The 19331-nt window shown below is 59.1% G+C and carries 17 protein-coding genes; 11 read left to right on the forward strand and 6 right to left on the reverse strand.

Annotation, left to right across the window (positions count from 1 at the left end; translation table 11 throughout):
- Positions 1 to 65: 65 nt before the first annotated feature.
- The 4 genes from H9X86_RS01220 to dusB all read right to left on the reverse strand — a co-directional run bounded on the left by H9X86_RS01220 (position 66) and on the right by dusB (position 4695).
- Positions 66 to 2135, reverse strand: a complete 2070-nt coding sequence (locus tag H9X86_RS01220; RefSeq protein WP_204899774.1) for an elongation factor G — start codon at positions 2133 to 2135, stop codon at positions 66 to 68.
- 289 nt (positions 2136 to 2424) lie between these two features.
- Positions 2425 to 3066 carry an anti-sigma factor family protein gene (locus H9X86_RS01225; RefSeq protein WP_204899775.1) on the reverse strand — a complete coding sequence of 214 codons (642 nt, stop codon included), beginning with the start codon at positions 3064 to 3066 and terminating at the stop codon, positions 2425 to 2427.
- A 53-nt stretch (positions 3067 to 3119) separates the two neighbouring features.
- Positions 3120 to 3689, reverse strand: coding sequence for an RNA polymerase sigma factor (locus H9X86_RS01230; protein ID WP_346011405.1), 570 nt, complete (start codon positions 3687 to 3689; stop codon positions 3120 to 3122).
- 34 nt (positions 3690 to 3723) lie between these two features.
- Positions 3724 to 4695 (reverse strand): tRNA dihydrouridine synthase DusB, encoded by a 972-nt coding sequence (gene dusB / locus H9X86_RS01235; RefSeq protein ID WP_346011406.1) that lies wholly within the window; start codon positions 4693 to 4695, stop codon positions 3724 to 3726.
- 134 nt (positions 4696 to 4829) lie between these two features.
- On the opposite strand from dusB, the gene H9X86_RS01240 reads away from it, so the two are divergent.
- Complete coding sequence (locus H9X86_RS01240) at positions 4830 to 7154, forward strand: SpoIIE family protein phosphatase (RefSeq protein ID WP_204899778.1); 2325 nt, start codon at positions 4830 to 4832, stop codon at positions 7152 to 7154.
- On the opposite strand, the gene pdxR is transcribed toward H9X86_RS01240, so the two are convergent.
- Positions 7117 to 8532 carry a MocR-like pyridoxine biosynthesis transcription factor PdxR gene (gene pdxR, locus H9X86_RS01245; protein WP_204899779.1) on the reverse strand — a complete coding sequence of 472 codons (1416 nt, stop codon included), beginning with the start codon at positions 8530 to 8532 and terminating at the stop codon, positions 7117 to 7119. The two genes, H9X86_RS01240 and pdxR, sit on opposite strands and share 38 nt — an antisense overlap.
- A 121-nt stretch (positions 8533 to 8653) precedes the next feature.
- Between pdxR and H9X86_RS01250 the strand changes: the two genes are divergently transcribed.
- The gene (locus H9X86_RS01250) at positions 8654 to 9226 is read left to right on the forward strand and encodes an ECF transporter S component (protein ID WP_204899780.1); all 573 of its coding nucleotides are present in this window, start codon (positions 8654 to 8656) and stop codon (positions 9224 to 9226) included.
- Between the two features lie 404 nt (positions 9227 to 9630).
- Here H9X86_RS01250 and H9X86_RS01255 read toward each other — a convergent pair whose 3' ends face one another.
- Positions 9631 to 11004, reverse strand: coding sequence for a D-alanyl-D-alanine carboxypeptidase family protein (locus H9X86_RS01255; protein ID WP_204899781.1), 1374 nt, complete (start codon positions 11002 to 11004; stop codon positions 9631 to 9633).
- A 140-nt stretch (positions 11005 to 11144) separates the two neighbouring features.
- Here H9X86_RS01255 and H9X86_RS01260 point away from each other — a divergent pair, with 140 nt between their 5' ends.
- The 9 genes from H9X86_RS01260 (at position 11145) to H9X86_RS01300 (ending at position 19328) form a co-directional block, all read left to right on the forward strand.
- A complete protein-coding gene (locus tag H9X86_RS01260; protein WP_204899782.1) occupies positions 11145 to 11486 on the forward strand; it encodes a ComEA family DNA-binding protein in 342 nt (113 codons plus the stop codon).
- Between the two features lie 17 nt (positions 11487 to 11503).
- Positions 11504 to 12199 carry a response regulator transcription factor gene (locus H9X86_RS01265; RefSeq protein WP_204899783.1) on the forward strand — a complete coding sequence of 232 codons (696 nt, stop codon included), beginning with the start codon at positions 11504 to 11506 and terminating at the stop codon, positions 12197 to 12199.
- Positions 12196 to 13692 (forward strand): sensor histidine kinase, encoded by a 1497-nt coding sequence (locus tag H9X86_RS01270; protein ID WP_204899784.1) that lies wholly within the window; start codon positions 12196 to 12198, stop codon positions 13690 to 13692. The genes H9X86_RS01265 and H9X86_RS01270 overlap by 4 nt, the downstream gene beginning before the upstream one ends.
- Positions 13679 to 14590: a GerMN domain-containing protein gene (locus tag H9X86_RS01275; protein WP_204899785.1), complete on the forward strand. Its 912-nt coding sequence runs from the start codon at positions 13679 to 13681 to the stop codon at positions 14588 to 14590. Before H9X86_RS01270 ends, H9X86_RS01275 begins: the two co-directional genes overlap by 14 nt.
- 70 nt (positions 14591 to 14660) lie before the next feature.
- On the forward strand, positions 14661 to 15935 hold the full coding sequence (locus H9X86_RS01280) for an O-acetylhomoserine aminocarboxypropyltransferase/cysteine synthase family protein (protein WP_204899786.1): 1275 nt from the start codon (positions 14661 to 14663) through the stop codon (positions 15933 to 15935).
- A 23-nt stretch (positions 15936 to 15958) separates the two neighbouring features.
- A complete protein-coding gene (locus tag H9X86_RS01285) occupies positions 15959 to 16699 on the forward strand; it encodes a sugar phosphate nucleotidyltransferase (RefSeq protein ID WP_204899787.1) in 741 nt (246 codons plus the stop codon).
- Positions 16700 to 16825: 126 nt separating this feature from the next.
- Positions 16826 to 17821, forward strand: coding sequence for a helix-turn-helix transcriptional regulator (locus tag H9X86_RS01290; RefSeq protein ID WP_204899788.1), 996 nt, complete (start codon positions 16826 to 16828; stop codon positions 17819 to 17821).
- A gap of 119 nt (positions 17822 to 17940) precedes the next feature.
- Complete coding sequence (pyrE, locus tag H9X86_RS01295) at positions 17941 to 18615, forward strand: orotate phosphoribosyltransferase (RefSeq protein WP_204899789.1); 675 nt, start codon at positions 17941 to 17943, stop codon at positions 18613 to 18615.
- Positions 18615 to 19328, forward strand: coding sequence for a JAB domain-containing protein (locus H9X86_RS01300; protein ID WP_204899790.1), 714 nt, complete (start codon positions 18615 to 18617; stop codon positions 19326 to 19328). Before pyrE ends, H9X86_RS01300 begins: the two co-directional genes overlap by 1 nt.
- The last annotated feature ends 3 nt before the right edge of the window (positions 19329 to 19331 follow it).

Consider the following 19331-nt stretch of genomic DNA (forward strand, 5'->3'; position numbering starts at 1 on the left):
TGTAAAGGAATTGTGCCATGCCGTGGGAGGAACACGGCATGGCACAAGGGGTACGAAAGGTGAGATTATTCTGCTGCCATGGCTTTGGCGGCGGCAATGGCCTTCTCCTGAGCCGCAGGGGGGCAGTCCTCATAGCGGACAAAGTGGAAGGTAAAGGAACCACGGGACTGAGTCATAGCCCGCAGGTCGATGGCGTAAGTCATCATCTCGGCCATGGGCACCTCGGCGGTGATGATCTGGCAACCGTCGTCGATGGGGTCCATACCCATCACACGGCCCCGGCGCTTGTTGAGATCGCCGATGACATCGCCCATGTAGCTGTCAGGAATGGTCACCTTCAGCTCGCCCACCGGCTCCATGAGCACCGGGGAGGCCTCGGGCAGAGCGGCTTTGTAGGCCAACTGGGCGGCGGTCTTGAAGGCGATTTCCGAGGAGTCCACGGGGTGGTAGCTTCCATCGTACAGGGTGGCCTTCAGATTCACCACCGGGTATCCGGCCAGCACGCCGTGGAGGCAAGCCTCTCGCAGGCCCTTTTCTACGGCGGGGAAGAAGTTCTTGGGCACGGAGCCGCCGAACACCTCTTCACAGAACTCCAGCTCCTCGTTCTGGCCCGGCTCAAAGCGGATCCACACATCACCGAACTGGCCGGAGCCGCCGGTCTGCTTCTTGTGGCGGCCCTGCTTGGACACGCTCTTGCGGATCTTTTCACGGTAAGCCACACGGGGCTCGCTGAGCACCACTTCCACGCCGAAACGGCTCTTGAGCTTGCTCACCAGCACATCCATCTGAATGTCACCGGCGGTGGTCACCACCATCTGGTGGGTCTCAGCGTTGTTGACCACGTGGAAGGTGGGATCCTCTTCATTCAGACGAGCCAGACCTGCTGCGATCTTATCCTCTTGACCACGGGTCTTAGGTGCGATGGCCTTGGAGTAGTTGGGCTCGGCGAAGGGGATAGGATCCAGCTTCATAAACTTACGGGCGTCGCTGAGGGTGTCGCCGGTCTTGACTTTCTCCATCTTGCCGATGGCGCCGATGTCGCCGCACAACAGCTCTTTGACTTCCGTGCTCTTCTTGCCGCACATCACATACAGACGGCCCAGCTTCTCGCTGTTGCCGGTGTTGGTGTCCACCAGGGTCATGTCGGGGGAGAGGTGATCGGAGAGCACCTTAACGAAGGAGAACTTGCCGTACTGGTCGGCCACAGTCTTAAAGACGTAGGCGGCGGGCACGGCACCCTGAGAGACGATGAACTCAGCGGGCTCACCCTCTCGGTCGATACCGGTGGCGGGTATGCCCTCCAGAGGGGTGGGCAGCAGGTCGATGATCAGATCCAGCAACATCATGGTGCCCAGATTGGTGTAGGCGGAGCCACACAGCACGGGGATGATGGAGCCGTCCCGGACACCGGCCTTCAGGCCCTGTACCACCTCGGCGTAGGTAAAGGGCTCGCCGGAGAAGTATTTGTCCATGAACTCCTCGCTGGTCTCAGCCACAGACTCCATGAGCTTTTCGTAAATTTCATCAATGACGGGGATTTTATCCTCAGGTACCTCGATCTCCACACGCTTACCGTCGTGGAGTTCATAGGCTCTCTTATGCAGCACGTCGGCAATGCCGGTGACCTTCTTGTTCTCGTCCCAGATGGGTACCACCATGGGGGCGACATTCTTGCCGAAGTGCTCACGCAGGGTGTCGAACGCAGAGTTAAAGTCCACATTGTCTTCGTCCATCTTGGAGATGTAGACCAAGCGGGGCAGCTTGCGCTCATTGAGCATCTTCCACGCCCGCTCGGTGCCCACAGACAGCCCGCCTTTGGCAGCGCACACCAGAATACCGGCATCGGCCACAGATAGGCACTCGGCCACTTCGCCAGTGAAGTCGAAGTTACCGGGGGTGTCCAGGACGTTGATCTTACAGCCCTTATATTCCACAGGAATCACAGAGGCGGAGATGGAGATCTGACGCTTGATTTCCTCGGGATCGTAGTCGCTGACGGTGTTGCCGTCGGAGGTCTTCCCCAGACGGTCGATGACGCCGGTCGTACGCAGGAAACTCTCCACCAGGGTGGTCTTACCGTTACCACCGTGACCCAACAGACAGATGTTTCGAATTGCATGCGGAGAATAGCTCATGTTTCTTCCACTCCTTAATCTTTGCCATTTGCGCCATCCTGGGGGATGGGCTTGAATGAATTATACAATGACGCAAGATGATTTGCAACGGTAATTTGACAAAATGACGAAAAACTTTTCTGCGCTACCGTGAAGAAACCCGAAAAACCGTAAAGGGAATTGGGTTTACTGTCGTTGCGGGAGAATGAAAAATACAGGTTTTACCTGGAGGTAAAACCTGTATCAGAGTGGTGAAAAAATTGGGGGTGCATCCGGCGAAATTTGTTGAGAATGGCCAAAATGACCGCTGTCAGGCCACGGGCCAGACGATGGCGATATCTCCGCTGCCGTCAGGGGCTGTGGCAGAGCACTGGGAGTATTCCTGGCCGGACTGAGTCAAAAGCTCCGCCAGAGACTGGGCGGTGTCTGCGTCCGTGACACAGCACACATACCCACCCTCCAGGGCTGTGGTGGGCAAGCCGTTCAAAAGCTCTGAACCGGCTTGTGACAGGGGCTGGGAGAGGAGAAGCACCGTGTCGCCGCCGGGGACATCAATCTTCTGGGGCTGAACGGAGAACACCGCCGGGGCCAGTCCGGGGTTGGAACGGGCGGACACCGCCGGGGTGTTGTCACCGGGCTGATGCAGGGCGGCATATCCCAAGGTGACCACCAGGGCCAGGCAAGCTGCCAGAGGGGCCCACACCTTCCACGCCTTTTTGGGGCGGCGAATGGAGACCTGCGGGGGCAGATGCTCCAAAATGTCCTGGTGCAGGTGAGGTGGGAGGGGGCAGTCCAGCCCTTGCAGAGCTTTGCTCTGTTGGGACAGTTCCACATATCGTTGAGCGCAGGATGGGCAGTGCTGGAGATGCTGTTTTAACTGGGCGCAGTGAGCAGGGGAGAGCTGGCCATCCAGGTCTTCGCTCATCCATTCCAGATATTTCTCATGCTCCATGCCATGGACCCTCCTTTCTATGTGTCAAAGCTGTGTATCTCATTAGACGCAGATCAGGGGGAAAAGTTCCCGCTTTTTCGCAAATAAATTGCCAGAGCCAGCCGGGCCCGGGCCAACCGGGATTTTACCGTTCCCGAACTCAGACCTAAAATATCCCCGATTTCCTGATAGGACAGGCCGTTTATTTCCCGCAGTACCAGGATGCGGCGGTGCTCCTGGGACAGCTGGGCCAGCCCTTGTTCCAAGGCAGACATCTGCTCTCCGGACTCCAGACACTCCTGGGGCGAGGGATCAGGGTGGGGGAGCTGCTGGACCAGGGACAGACCCTCTTCCTGGGTCAGTGAAGTGTCCCCCCGGCGTTTTTTCTCCCGCCGCAGCAGATCCATACAGGCGTTGTCGGTGAGTCGGTAGAGCCAAGTGGAAAAGCTGCTCTCTCTGCGAAAGGTGGGCAGGGCCCGCCATACCTTCCAAAAAACCTCCTGGGTGACATCGGCAGCGTCCTCCCGGTTGTCCACCAGCCGAAGGGCCTGGTGGTAGACGGTTTTCTCATATCGCTCCACCAGGTGGGCGAAGGCCTGGCTATCTCCAGCGGCTGCCTGGGAAATCCACAACTGCTCCTCCACACCCATCACCTCCTTGTGGAGCGAATGCGTTTTTTCAACACAGATCTCTGCGGATTCCGGCAGTGACCTTGTAAAAATCCTCGGCTGTGGACATGGAACAGATCTGCTCCTTCCAGCACCCGGCGTAGGGCACCCCTTTCAGGTACCAGGCATAGTGGCGGCGCATTTCCAGGCATGCGATGCGTTCCCCTTTGTGGGCCATGGCCAGTTCAAACTGGCGCACAGCCACGTCACAGCGCTGGGCAAGGGGTGGGGTTTCAGGCACTTCCTTACCCTCCACCGCTGCGGCACACTGCTGGAGCAGCCAGGGGTTGCCAAAGCAGCCCCGGCCGATCATGACCATGTCTGCCCCGGTGTAGGACAGGGCTCGCACCGCATCCTTGGCAGAAAAAATGTCGCCATTGGCCACCACAGGGATGGACACAGCCTGTTTGACCTCTCGGATGTAGTCCCAGTTGGCGGTGCCGGAGTACATCTGTGTGCGGGTGCGGCCGTGGACCGCCACGGCGGAAACGCCCACGTCCTCCATGCGCCGGGCAAAGTCTACGCAGTTGATGGAGCCTTTGTCCCAGCCCAGACGGAATTTTACAGTGACAGGTTTGCCTGCTGCTCCCCGTACCACCGCAGCGGCCACCCTGGCGGCCTTCTCGGGATCTTTCATCAAGGCGGAGCCGTCCCCAGAGCCGGCGATCTTGGGCACAGGGCAGCCCATGTTGATGTCGATGATGTCCGCCCCCGACTGCTCCAGGGCCAGAGCAGCCCCCTTCTCCATGGCGGCCTCCTCGCTGCCGAAGATTTGCACGGCGCAGGGATGCTCCCCCTGGCCCAGGGTGAGGAGGGAGGCGGTCTTTTTATCTCCGTAGCACAGGGCTTTGGCGCTGACCATCTCGGTGACAGTGTAGCAGCCGGATAGCTCCCGGCACACGGTGCGGAAAGCGATATCGGTGACCCCGGCCATGGGGGCCAGCACGATTTTGGTGTTCAATTCAACATTGCCTATTTTCACAAAGCGTTCTCCTTTGCTCATCAATGCCACCCATCATACCACAGATTCCACCACCGGGCAAGACAGGTTACGACCACGTTCTTGAAAAGGACAGGCTATAATGGGCCAAACTGGACGAATGAGAGGGATCTGCTATGACGGGGAAAGAAGGAGCACTGAGCCGGGTTTGGTCGAAGGGACGGCGGGAGATGCCGCTGCGGGCGAGACTTGGGGAGTGTGCCATTGCGTTTTTACTCACTGCTGTTCTCACGGGGGCAGAATTTTTACAGGGACATTCCTTCTTTGCCCTGGCTCTGGTGGCAGTGTGGGGCCCAGGCTGGGAGGGGGTGTGCGCTCTGATGGGAGCAACCCTGGGCTACCTGTCCTTTTTGGGGTTTGTGGACGGGCTGCGGTACATTGCTGCCTCCATGATGGTGTACGCTGTGGCATTGGCGGTGGGGGAGTTCCGGCTCTACCGTAAAGTCTGGTTTATGCCGATCATGACGGCTTTGCTCAATGCGGCGGTGGGCTTTGTCTACCAGTCCGCCATGGGTTGGGGAAAGGAGTACATAGCGGCCTATGCAGTGGAGGTGGTTCTCACTGGGGCCATGGTGTACTGCTACCGCCAGGCCATGACCTTGCGTGGCAAAGGGTTCGCCTCTCCGTGGACGCCTGCCCAGCTGGCCGGGGTGTTGGTGCTGGGTGGCACGGTGATGATGACTCTGGCCCGGGTGATGCTGGGCGGGGTGATTTCTCTGGGCCGGGTGTTGTGTGTGCTGGTGGTGATGACGGCCGCCTGGAAGGGGGGCGCAGGTGTGGGCGCTGCCACCGGTGTGGTGGCTGGGGTGGCCATGGATGCTGCCCAGGGCACCTTGCCGTACGGCACGTTGGTCTATGCCCTGCCCGGGCTTTTGGCCGGGGCCTGCGGCGGCTCGGGACGCTTGGTGTGCGCCTTGGCCTATGTGGTCACCGGAGGAGTGTCCGTGCTGTGGACAGGGACAGATCAGGACGTGCAGGCGGTGGGGCTGGAGCTGGTGCTGGGAGCGGTGCTCTTTTTGCTCCAGCCCGAGGCGCTGGTGCGCCGTGTGGGGCTGGTGCTCCGCCGGGAGGAAGGAGAGAATGTAAGCCAGCTGGGGAGAGAGCTGGCAGCCCAGCAGCTGCGCCGCACCGCCACCGCCTTCCGGGCGGTGACCGGGGGATTGCGGGAGGCTTTTACCCCAGCAACGCCCAATGATGAGGATGTCAGCCGGGTGTTTGACCGAACCGCCGAAGAAGTGTGTGCACGGTGCCGCCAGCGGGAGCGATGCTGGCAGCAGGAGTACCAGGCTACCCGCACAGCTCTGTCTGACGCCCTGATCCCCATGCTGGAGCGGGGCGAGGGGGTGCGTGAGGACTTTCCTCTCCACTTTGCCGGGCGATGCACCCAATTTGAGTCCTTTTTGGGGACGGCCAACCGGGAACTGCGCAGTTTACTGGCCCGGCGGCGTTACGACAGCCGGGTGCGGGAGAGCCGGGCAGCGGTATGTGCCCAGTACGGGCAGCTGGCCCAGGTGCTGGACAAGGCCGCAGGGCAGTTGGATGAAGAGCCGTCCCTAGACCCCCGTCGGCAGCGGCTGTGTGCCCAGCGCATGAAGGCCCTGGGCATTCAGGGGCGGTGCACTGTGTCTCAGGACCACTTGGGCCATGTGCGGGTGCAGGCAGAGGGGCCGGATGTGGAGCGGTTGGTGCAGGGGGGCGAGCTGTCCCGCTTATCCACCCTGCTGGGTTGTCAGCTGCGCCGGGAGGCCACTGGCCAAAAGAGACAAGTGGTGCTGGTGCAGCAGGAGCCTTTGGTGGCGGTGGCGGGTCTGGCAGCGGCAGATCGAAAGGGCCAGTCTGTGAGCGGGGACTGTGGAGCCTGGTTCAAAGATGACGCTGGGCGGCTCAACTTCCTGCTCTGCGACGGCATGGGCAGCGGGCCCGCTGCCCGGGAGGACAGCAGCTGCGCCCTGGGCTTGCTGGAGAAATTCTTGCGGGCAGGGCTGGAGGTGGAGTCCGCACTGGCCACTGTGGGAGAGGCTCTGGCTCTGCGTGGGGAGGCCCAGGGGGGATTTACCACGGTGGACCTGTTCCAGGTAGACTTGTTTTCCGGCCGCAGTGGGGTGTACAAGCTGGGGGCCGCCCCCACCTACTTCAAAAAAACCGGGGGCGTGGAGCGGGTTGTGGGCCGATCCATGCCCGCAGGAGTCATTCCCGGGATGAAGGCTGATGTTTTTCCTCAGCAGCTGGGGGCGGGTGACTGGGTGGTCCTGGTCAGTGATGGTGTGGTGAGCCAACGGGAAGACGGCTGGCTGCGCCACTTGTTGGAGGACTACCAGGGCACTTCGCCCCAAGAACTGGCCGCCCGAATCTTACAGGAGAGCGGACAGCGGGAAGGAGAGGAGGACGACCGCACGGTGATGGTCATTCGCCTGGAAGTGCGGGAGCCTCAGCAGGGGTGACGGGAGCCAGAGCCTGACCCAGGTGATGGGCGCAGTCTTCCAGCTGCTCCAAGGGAAGCCCCGCATAACCCACCACAACGGTGGAGGGAGGCGGGGTGACCTGATGGCAGTAACGGCTGAGGGGGTAGATCCGGATGCCGTGTTGGGCCGCCCGTGCCACCATCTCTGCCTCTGACAGGTGAGGGGCGGAGAGAAGAAAATGGAGCCCTGCATCCTGCCCCAGCACAGTCAGGTTGGTGTAGTCACCCAGGGCTTGGGTGAGCAGGGAGCATTTGCGGCGGTACAAGTTGCCTGAACGCCGCAGGTGGCGGCTGTACAGACCCTGCACCAAAAACTGCCGCAGGGTCTCCTGCTCAAACCGGGACACGGTGCAGGCGGTTTTGGGAAAGATCTTCCGATAACGGGATAGCAGCTGGGGGGGCAAAATCAGGTAGGCAACTCGAATGGCGGGGGCAATGGACCGGGAAAACGTGCCCAGATAGATGACCCGCCCCCCAGCATCCAGCCCTTGCAGGGCAGGGATGGGGCGGGAGGCGTATCGAAATTCGCTGTCGTAGTCGTCTTCCAGCAAGTACCGCTCTGGTGCCTGCCCCGCCCAGCGCAGCAGGCGGCTGCGCCGCTCCACTGGCATGGTCACACCCAGGGGGAACTGGTGGGAGGGGGTGACGTAGGCTAGAGTGGCCCCGGACTGTTCCAGAACCTGGGGCACCATTCCCTGGTCGTCCACAGGGATGGACACGGCTCGGTGTCCGTGGCGCTCCACCGCCGACCAGGCGGTGGGATAGCCTGGGTCTTCCAGAGCCACGGTACTGCCCTGGGGAAAGAGCTGGAGAAGGAGGGAGAGCAGATAGTCTGCTCCCGCTCCCACCACAATTTGCTCCGGGGAGCAGCGCACGCCCCGGTATTGGGCCAGAAGCCCGGCCAGCGCCAAGCGCAGAGGTTCATCTCCTTGGGGATGCCCTGGCTGGAGCAGGCCGGGATTTTGGTATACCGCATCCCGGTTGATACGGGCCCAGGAGGAAAAAGGAAAGACAGAGGTGTCCACCGCCGATGTGGAGCAGTCGTATTGCCACTGGGAAGGAGGGGGTGGGGCGGCAGGCAGGTCTGGAACAGGCTGGGGCTGTACGTCGTGGAGTTGGGCTGCCACATACCCGCTGCGGGGCTGACTGCGCACATAGCCCTCCGCCAGCAATAAGGAATAGGCCCCCTCCACGGTGCTCATGCTTACCCCAAGCATGGTGCACAGCCGCCGTTTGGAGGGCAGTTTTTTTCCCGGTCCGGGACGGCCTTGCTGAATCTCCCGAGCCAGATGCTGATAAAGTTGTAAATACAGGGGTTCTTTCCCGTGAAAGACCGGCATGTGAATGGGATATTCCATGGCACACCTCCAACTGACCCTATAAAAAATATAGAAACTGGTCATTTTCATGATGTCAGATGGGAGTATAATACCACTCAACAACAGCGCCGTCAATGCGGCGCAAAAGGAGTGGATGACCATGCGTGAACAGCACAAGAAGCTGCTGCGGCTGGTGCTCGCCGCCCTGCTGGTGGCTCTGGTGTTTTGCGGCAGCAAAATTGAAGTAATCTTGCCTCTGAGCGTGGGAGGCAATTCCCGATTTCATTTGGGTAATATCATGTGCGCCCTGAGCGGAATTTTGCTGGGGCCCTGGTGGGGCGGATTGGCAGCTGGACTGGGGTCTGCCCTGTATGACTGCACCAACGTGCTCTACATCACGGAGGCTCCCATCACCTTTGTCACCAAGGGACTGTACGGTCTGATTGCCGGTGCCATCTTCTTGGGGGTGTTCCGCCGCAAGGCCACCTATCCGGCTATGGCGGTGTCCACCACCTGTGCGGCGGTGAGCTATATGGTGATCTATTTGGCTAAGACCTTCTTCTATAATTCCATGTTCCTGGAGGGGATGACCGCCGCTGCGGCGTGGACAGCTGTGGTGCTGAAAGTGCCCTCGTCCCTGTTCAACGGCGCAGTGGCCATTGTGGTGGCGCCACTGCTGGCAGTGGCGGTGATGCGGGCCATGCGTATGGCACATATGGAAGAGTACCTGTGAGAAAAGAAAAACACGATCCCGGCCAGGCTCAATGCCTGGCCGGGATCGTGTTTTTTTAGAGAGAAAAGAGAGAGAGGGAGGATGTTCAATGAAAAGTATGTTTGCTTCTTCCTGACAATCACATCATAACAGAGGGGGGCGGGAGAGTGATGGATAAAATAAAAACCTTTTATGAAGGAATTGTGAATGCCATCTCCATGTTCTCCGGGACATGAGCAGGGGAGAAAATGGCAATCCCCTCCGGTTGGGCCACCGGAGGGGATTGGCTTTGAAAAGAGAAAAGAGAGAGGGAGGTTTTTGATGATTTTATGTCTTTCTTCCTGACGTCGTAATCATAGCATTTGGTAGGGGAGAAGTGTTGTCCAAATTGAAAATGAATTATGAAAAAATCATGAATAGGGAAATCAGCGTCGGCGGCCCCGATAGCCGGAACGGCGGGAGCCGGAGTAGGGGGAGTGGCGGCGTCGGCGCTTGCTGGGCCGAATGAACAGCAGATAGAAAACGCCCAGGAGGATGAGCACCACCACGGCGATCACCAGTACCTTGACCCACCACAGGGCCCAGGCGTCGGAAATGACCTTCATGGTGTACTGGAAGTTGGAGCGGGCAACATCGTCGGTGGCCACCATATCCAGGGTGCCGTAGGTGACGCCGTTGTAAACCAGAGATACGCTGCCCACCACCTGGTTCTTCTGAATGGGGGCTTCCAGGCTTTCCGGTAGATTCATGACCACTTCTGCCTGGGCGGGGTCGTAATCCGTGGGCATGGTGGCCTCAATGGAGCCTACGGGCTGAGCCAGGACGTGGCCCACATCACCGGCCAGGGTGACCGGAATTTCCCGGATGACATTGTCTGAGGTCTCACTGAGCAGCGTGGCCCGGCTGAAGTTGTCGAAGGCCCATTCCAGCAGGCGAGAGCTCTCGCTGAAGGAATAAAATTTCCAGTCTCCAGAGGAATCCTGGGCATACTCCGAGCCCAGAACCACGCAGTAGAAGGTGCGTCCCTGCTCGTCCACAGCGGCGGAGGCCAGACAGCGGCCTGCCTCCTCGGTGTAACCGGTCTTGATGCCGATGGCTTTGGAGTAGGAGACGCCGGACACGTACCAGTTACTGATCAGGGCATTGGTGCTGTGGAGGATCCGGGGCTCAGAGACCTTGTTGGTGGGTTCCAGTGTGTAGGTGGGGGTGGAGACGATGGTGCGGAAAATGTCGTACTTCATGGCAGCGGCAGCCATGAGGTAGATGTCATAAGCGGTGGTGTAGTGATTCTCGTCGTGGAGACCGTGAGGGTTGGCAAAGTGGGTGCCGGTCATGCCCAGCTCGGCGGCAGTCTGGTTCATGCGCTCCACAAATTTCTCTTGGGTGCCACACAGAGACTCGGCCAGAATATTACAGGCCTCGTTGCCCGAGGGCACAAGGTCGCAGTACAGCAGCTGCTCAATGGTGAGTACTTCGCCTTCCACAATACCGGCAGTGGAACTGCCTTCGGGCAGAGTGACAGCCTCTTTGGAGGCGGTGACCTGGGTGTCCAAAGACAGCTCACCGGCGTCAATGGCCCGGAGGATCACCAGGGTGGTCATGATCTTGGTGACCGAGGCAGGGTAGCGCTTTTCGTAGGCATTGAAGTCGTACAGCACTTCATTGTTGTCCCCGTCCACCACGATGGCGGCGGTGCAGTGGGGTTTGGGGTCGTCCAGAGCAAAGGCGGGGACGCAAAGGGAGACGCTCATCAAAAGGGCTGTGGCCAGAGCCGCAACACGACGCAGATATTTTTTCATAGGATTCTCCTGATAATTGTGTTATAGTGTTGTCATGTGAAAGTTGCAGCAAAGAATGCATTTGCTGTTACATCTGTTACTATATCAGAATCCGCAGAAAAACGCAACTCAAGCAACCTGGAAAAAGAGGGGGAAAAGGAATGCGCAGGGGAGGCCGGGCCATTGGGGCAGTGCTGTGCGGGATGCTTGTGGCTAGTTTGGCCATCTGGCTGGTGCGGCTGGGTGGGATGGAGCGGCTGGAGATGCGTCCTGCTCCCAATGATGAGTTGCTGGTATCGGTGGTGGATCGAGGCAAGATGAACATCAATTTGGCCAGTGCGCAGCAGCTGGATCAGCTGCCTGGGATCGGCCCGGTGCTGGCAAATGCCATTGTACGATACCGGCAGGTGCATGGATATTTTGCCTATCCTGAGCATCTGATCCAGGTGCCGGGAATCAGTGAGACCATGGTGGAGTCACTGCTGGATCAAATCTGTGTATAGCGGGGAGGAATAGATCAATGCCCAACATACTTGTGGTGGACGACGAGCGTCTGCTGGTGAAGGGAATCAAATTCAACCTGGAAAACGAAGGGTATCATGTGGAGACGGGGAGCGACGGGGAAGAGGCGGTAGAGCTGGCCCGTGGGGGTCGGTTTGACCTTATTATCCTGGATCTGATGATGCCGAAAATTGACGGACTTCAGGCGTGCATGAAAATTCGGGAGTTCTCCAACGTGCCCATCATCATGCTCACCGCTAAGGGGGAGGATGCGGACAAGATCATGGGCTTTGAGTGCGGTGCCGACGACTATATCACCAAGCCCTTCAACATTTTGGAGGTGAAGGCTCGTATCCGGGCGCTGCTGCGCCGGGCTGGGACTGCCACCCAGCAGAAGAAGGCGGACAACTGTCTGGAGCATGGCGCCATTACCCTGGATCTGGCTCAGCGGGTGGCTCGCAGGCAGGGCCGGGCGGTGGAGCTCACCGCCAAGGAGTTCGATCTCATGGAACTTTTGATGCGCAACCCGGGCCGGGTATACAGCCGGGAAAATCTCCTCAATTTGGTGTGGGGCTACGAGTATGTGGGGGAATTTCGCACGGTGGATGTGCATATTCGCCGCCTGCGTGAGAAACTGGAGCCGGATCCCGCCAATCCCACCCACATTCTCACCAAATGGGGTGTGGGCTACTATCTGAGCAGTGAGACCCCATGAGAAAGGTGTGGAATCGGTGGCGGCAGCGAGTCCGCCAGGAGAGCCTTGTCCGCAAGGCGGGGGAGGTTCCCTTCTTTTACAGTATCCAGGTCAAATACGTCCTCACCTATCTGCTGTTGGTGGTGGCCATTGTGCTGGTGCTCAATACCTATCCGGTGATCATGGCCCAGAATGTGGTGTTTTCCGCCAAGGAAGCATCTTTGAAGCGACAGGCCCTGGCCATTGGCAGTGCGTTGGCCGTCTCTGAGAGCCTGACCCAGGAGGGTGTTACCCAGGCCATGGAGCTGCTGGACGATATGCAGGGGACACGGGTGTTGGTGACGGATGAATCCGGTCTCATTCTCTATGACAGCTCCACCCTGGACAAGCGCACGGGGGATTACGCCATCATCGCCGAGGTGGTGGCGGCACTGCGGGGGGCGGATGTGTGCCGCTCCGAGTACCGCCAGGGGGCGTTTCGCACCCGTGTGGCAGTGCCTGCGGTGTACCGTGGCGTGACTCTGGGGGCAGTATACCTCTATGAATACGACACAGAGCAGGCGGAAGTGCTCCTGTCCATTCAGTCCAATTTGCGCTATATCTCTGTGATTATCTGCGTGGCGGCACTGGTAGGCTCTCTGCTTTTGTCCAAGGCCCTCACCCGCAACACCGCTGTGCTGTTGGGAGGTATTCGTTCGGTGCGAGAGGGTGAGTACAGCCACCGGGTGGCGGTACAGGGCAAGGATGAGATGGCCCAGTTGGCCATGGAATTTAACCAGCTCACAGACCGATTGCAGACCACCGAGGAAGTGCGGCGGCGATTCGTCTCTGACGCATCCCACGAGCTGAAAACGCCTCTGGCCTCCATACGGCTGCTGGCGGACTCCATCCTGCAAAACGACTCCGTGGACATGGTTACGGTGCGGGAGTTTGTCTCGGACATTGGAGAAGAGGCAGATCGGCTCACCCGCATCAGCCAGCGCCTGCTTACCCTGTCCAAGCTGGATTCCCATCCCCAACGGGAGCGGGTGGCTGTGGATGTGGGAGCTCTGGTGGAAAAGGTGGGGCATATGCTGCTGCCTTTGGCCCGGTCTGTGCAGGTAGAGCTGGAATACCGACTCCAGCCTGACTGCCAGGTGATGGCTACCGAGGATGATTTGTACCAAGTGGCCTTTAATCTGATGGAAAACGCAGTGAAATACAATTTACCCGGGGGAAAGGTGGAGGTGACCGTGAACCGAGAGGACGGGTGGGTGACCTTGACCGTCCGGGACACCGGTGTGGGCATCCCGGAGGAGGATCTGCCTCGCATTTTCGACCGCTTCTACCGGGTGGATAAGGCCCGCTCCCGCCAGGCGGGAGGCACCGGCCTGGGTCTGTCCATTGCCCAGGACACTGCCCGCCTCCATGGCGGAAATATCACTGCCCAGCGAGGCCCGGATGGGGTGGGTGCTGTATTTATTGTGACATTGCCGCAGCTGGGACAAGGGGGGACGGACATTGAAACTGTGTAAACTGTGGGCGGGAGCTTTGGCCCTGGTGCTGCTGACCGTTCCCATGGGCTGTACCGCCCGCCACGATCAGGAGGGGGCCTGCCTGTGGTATACCGCAGATTTGGAGCGCTGGGACAATGCCACCACCGCCCTGGAGTCCACGGCTTACACCGGAGAGATGTCGGTGCCGGAGCTGATGGAGGCGCTGCTGGACGGGCCGAAGGAAGGCAGTGGTCTCATCTCCCCCTTCCCGGAGGGAACGAATTTGCAGCAGTGGAAACAGGAGGGGCGTCGTGTTACCGTGGATCTCTCCTGGCCCTACGGGGACTTGGTGGGGGTGGAGCTTACCCTGGCAGACTACTGCATTACCCTCACCCTCACCCAGCTGGAGGGGGTGGACGAGGTGTGCATCACCGCCAACGGAAGCTCCTTACCCTACCGGGATCGACAGGTGTTTACTGCCCAGGATGTGATGTTTACCGGGGCAGAGGAGGAGCCTGTGGAGGTGACAGCGGCGCTCCATTTTCGACGCCGTGACAGCCAGGAACTGGGGTTCGAGTTCCGTGTGTTCCGCCTTATTGAAAGCGATTCCGTGGCCCAAGTGGTGCTGGAGGCGCTGATTGGTGGGCCTCAGGACGAGGGATTGGAGCGGATCTTGCCCTCTGATCTGAAGGTACTGTCTGTGCGTCAGGAGGGAACGGTGTGCTATGCGGACTTTTCCGGTGTGCTGTTGCAGCAGATTCCCCAGGAAACATGGGAGCAGCAGATGGTCATTGATTCCCTGGTCAATACGCTGTGCAGTCTGGAGAATGTGGAACAGGTGCAGATCCTGGTGGAGGGTCAGCCTCTGGAGTGGTACGGGGATGTGCAGGTGAGCCAGCCTAGCCCCTCCCAACAGCCCGTTTCCGATGCCGACTGAGTTGACAGTACCACTTTACTGTGTTAGGATAACCAAGACTACCCAGAAACTTTGGAAAGGAAGCGTTCCCATGAAATTTGATACCAGCTGTCTCCATGCCGGATACCGGCCTGCCAACGGAGAGCCTCGCAACATTCCTATCATTCAGTCAACCACATTCCGTTATGAGACCAGCGAGGATATGGGAAAGCTGTTTGACCTGCAGGCCTCTGGCTACTTCTATACCCGGCTGCAAAACCCCACCAGTGACGCTGTGGCGGCCCGTCTGTGTGCCCTGGAGGGTGGTTCTGCTGCCATGCTCCTCTCCTCGGGACAGGCGGCCTCCTTCTTCTCTGTGTTCAACATTGCCTCTGCCGGGGATCATGTGGTGGCCTCTGCTACCATTTACGGCGGTACATATAACTTGTTTGCGGTGACCATGAAGCGCATGGGCATCGACTTCACCTTCGTAGATCCGGACTGCTCCGAGGAGGAGCTGCAAGCTGCCTTCCGTCCCAACACCAAGGCAGTGTTTGGCGAAACCATCGCCAATCCCTCTCTGGTGGTGCTGGACATCGAAAAGTTTGCCCGGGTGGCTCACAAAAACGGGGTGCCCCTCATTGTGGACAACACCTTTGCCACACCCGCCAACTGCCATCCCTTTGAGTTTGGTGCAGACATTGTCACCCACTCCACCACCAAGTACCTGGATGGCCACGCCAATGCTGTGGGTGGTGCCATTGTGGATTCTGGTAACTTCAACTGGGAGGCCCATGCCGACAAGTTCCCCGGTCTCACCACCCCCGACGAGAGCTACCATGGATTGGTATACACCCAGGCTTTTGGCCAGGAGGGCGCATACATTACCAAGTGCGTGGTGCAGCTGATGCGGGATCTGGGTGCTACCCCTGCTCCCATGAATTCCTATCTGCTGGGTGTGGGCATGGAGACCCTGCCTTTGCGTATGGCCCGTCACTGTGCCAACGCCAAGGGCGTGGCCGAGTACCTGTCCAAGCACGAGAAGGTGGCTTGGGTGCGCTACGTTGGGCTGCCTGGCGACCCTTACTATGAGTTGGGCCAAAAGTACCTGCCCAACGGCAGCTGCGGCGTGGTCTCCTTTGGTGTCAAGGGCGGCCGGGCTGCTGCCGAGCGGTTCATGGCGGGCCTGAAGCTGTGTTCCATTGCCACCCATGTGGCGGATGCCAAGACCTGCGTGCTCCATCCCGCCTCCTCCACCCATCGTCAGATGAACGACGAGGAGCTGGTGGCCGCCGGTGTTTCCCCCGACCTCATCCGCCTGTCTGTGGGCATCGAGGATCTGGATGACCTCATTGCCGACGTGGAACAGGCTCTGGCTGGAGTGTAAGAGGAGAAGGGACGGTAGGAGTTATGGATCATAAGATTCAAGCTGTGGTACTGGCAGCGGGCAAGGGCACTCGTCTGCAAACGGAAGGGATTGACCTGCCCAAGGTACTGCGAGAGGCGGACGGACAGCCGCTGCTGCATTATGTTTTGAAGTCTCTGGACTTTCTTCCCAAGGAGGACACCATTTTGGTGGTGGGCTGGATGGGGGACAAGGTGCGAGCCAGATTCCCTGACTACCCCAGCGTGGAGCAGAAGGTGCTCAACGGCACCGGCGGGGCTGTGCGCTACGCTGCGCCCCTGCTCACCGACCCGGACAGCCATGTGCTCATCTGCTACGGGGACACGCCTCTCATGCGCCGTGAGACCTTCCAAAGCCTCATTCGCACCCATCTGGACAGCGGTTGCGCCTGCACCATGCTCTCTGCTCATCTGGAGGAGGGCGGCAACTACGGCCGTATCGTCCGGGACGAGACTGGTCACTTTGCCGCCATTGTGGAGGCCAAGGACTGCACCCCTGAGCAGGCGGCCATTACAGAGGTCAATGTGGGCACCTATGTCTTCCGGGTGGGAGATCTGTTGGCCTGTCTGGATCAGCTCACCACCGACAATGCCCAGGGTGAGTACTATCTCACCGATGTCCCCGCCCTGATCGCCAAGGCAGGGGGCAAGGTGGCCTTGTGCGACACCTGTTCCCCGCTGGAGATGCTGGGTGTGAACACGGTGGAGCAGCTGCAGCAGGTGGAGAATGTGCTGCGCCAGGGTTAAGGCTTTTATTTCCCAGGCAATAGAATGAATTTCAGAGCGGAGCCAGTTTTCTGGCTCCGCTTTTTACATAGTCCTATAAATGGGACTTCCTCTGTGGTATACTAGGAGGGAAAAGGAGGGAAGACTATGCCCAAGGGAACCAATCAAAAGCGGAAATTGATGGTGCTGGCCCGGTTTCTCCTCAAGCACAGCGACGAAGAGCACCCTGTGACACTGGGTCAACTCCAGGAGGAGCTGGAGCGGTGGGACGCCCCAGCTGAACGCAAGAGCATTTATAACGACATGGAGCAGCTGCGGCAGCTGGGATTGGATGTGCAGACCCGGCGGGGTGTGGGCGGCGGCTGGTTTATCGGGCAGCGGGACTTTGAACTGGCGGAATTGAAGCTGCTGGTGGATGCCGTGCAGTCCAGCCGCTTTCTCACCCAGAAAAAGAGCAATGCCCTCATCCACAAGCTGGAGTCGTTGGCCTCTGTATACCAGGCCCGGCAGCTTCAGCGGCAGGTGTACGTGGATCGCCGGATCAAGACCATGAATGAGAGCATTTTTTATAATGTGGATCAGCTGCACGGGGCCATTGCTGCCAACAAAGTGATTTCGTTCCTGTATTTTGAGATCAATATGTACAAAGAACGGGTGTATCGCCGTGGGGGCGGCCAGTATCGGGTGACTCCCTACGGCCTAATTTGGGACAATGAGAACTATTATCTGGCTGGATGGGATCACACCCAAGGGGAGGTGCGCCACTACCGGGTGGATAAAATGCAGGATATTCAGTTCACCGGAGAGCGGGGGAAGGAACGTGGCAGCTGGGATCTGGAAGGGTATACCCGCCGCCACTTCGGCATGTACGCTGGGCGGCCCTGCCAGCTGCGTCTACGCTGTGCTGCCGCTCTGGCGGGGGTGTTTTTAGACCGATTCGGCCAGGATATCATGCTGGTGCCCCAAGATAAAGGACACTTTACCGTGACCCTGGATCTGGTGGTCAGCCCGCCCTTCTGGGGGTGGCTGTTTGGTCTGGGGGAGCAGGTGGAGGTGCTCTCTCCCGGCTGGGCGGTGGAGGAGTTCAGAGACCGCATGGCTCGGGTTGCAGCGGTCTATGAAAGCGCACAAAACACCCCTTGAGCAGGGATAAAATTTGGTCTCTCCCACAGGGAAAATGTAGGACAATCCCTTGTGAGAATGGCAGAAAAATGGTATAATACATCAATTACAGCTTAAGCTACGGAAAGGATGTATGAAACATGAACTACCGTGAGGAATTCATTCACTTTATGGTGCGCTCCGGCGTGCTGACCTTCGGGGATTTTGTCACCAAATCCGGCCGGAAGACCCCTTATTTCGTCAACACCGGCAACTACAAGACCGGCGCTCAGGCCGCACGTCTGGGTGACTACTATGCCGCCTGCATCCAGGAGAATATGCCTGAGGGCATCACTGCCCTCTTTGGCCCTGCTTATAAGGGAATTCCTCTGGCTGTCACCGCCGCCGCCTCTCTCTATCGCAACTATGAGCGGGACGTGCCCTACTGCTTCAACCGCAAGGAGGCCAAGGATCACGGTGAGGGCGGCTCCATGGTGGGCTATAAGCCCCAGGACGGGGATCACATTGCCATCATTGAGGACGTGGTCACCGCCGGCACCGCAGTGCGGGAGTCCATCGAGCTGTTCAAGCACGTGGCAGATGTGCATATTGATGCTCTGTTTGTCTCCGTGGACCGCATGGAGCGGGGTACCCGGGAGTGCACCACTCTGGATGAGCTGCGGGAGGACTACGGCATCCAGGTCTATCCCATTGTCACCATCCGTGAGGTGATGGAGTGCCTGCACAACAAGCCTGTGGACGGCAAGGTGTACATTGACGACGCTATGCTCGCTCGCATGGAGGAGTACCTGGCCACCTACGGGGCTAAGGGCTGATGGCTGTGTCGGACAGCCCGACGAAAAAGAAACCCGGTGGGGTGCACCAGGGGCACCGCCAGCGGGTAAAAACGGAATTTATGGCCCGTGGTCTGGCAGGAATGCCAGACCATCGGGCCTTGGAGCTGTTGTTGTTTTACGCCATTCCCCAGGGGGATGTGAACCCCCTGGCCCACGCCCTGGTGGAACAGTTTGGCTCTCTGGCCGGAGTGTTCACTGCCACCCGGGAGCAGCTGTTGGCGGTGAAGGGGATCGGGGAGAATACCGCTACCCTCATCCATCTGATGCCGGCCTTGGCCGGGCGTTACTTGGAGGAACGCTCCAGTTTTGAAGGTCAGCTCACCGACAGCTGGCACTTCAAGGAACTGCTGATGCCCATGTTTTTCGGGGCCCGCAACGAGATGGTGTACCTGGTGTGTATGGACAGCAAGCAAAAACTCATTACATGCCCCAAGCTGTGCGAGGGGCTGCCTGACCGGGTGGACATCACCGGGCGACAGGTGTTGGAGGCGGCGTTGGCCTGTGGGGCTACCCGGGTGGCTCTGGCCCATAACCACGTCTCCGGCATTGCCATGTGTTCTGCCCAGGATATCCAGACCACCCGACATCTTCAGCAGCTACTGAACCAGGTGGGGATCTGCCTGGTGGATCATTTTGTCATCGCAGAGGATGAGATGGTGTCCATGCGGGACTCCGGCTATCTCAGCATATAAATT

Source organism: Pseudoflavonifractor capillosus (assembly GCF_016902575.1).
Classification (GTDB): domain Bacteria; phylum Bacillota; class Clostridia; order Oscillospirales; family Oscillospiraceae; genus Enterenecus; species Enterenecus capillosus_A.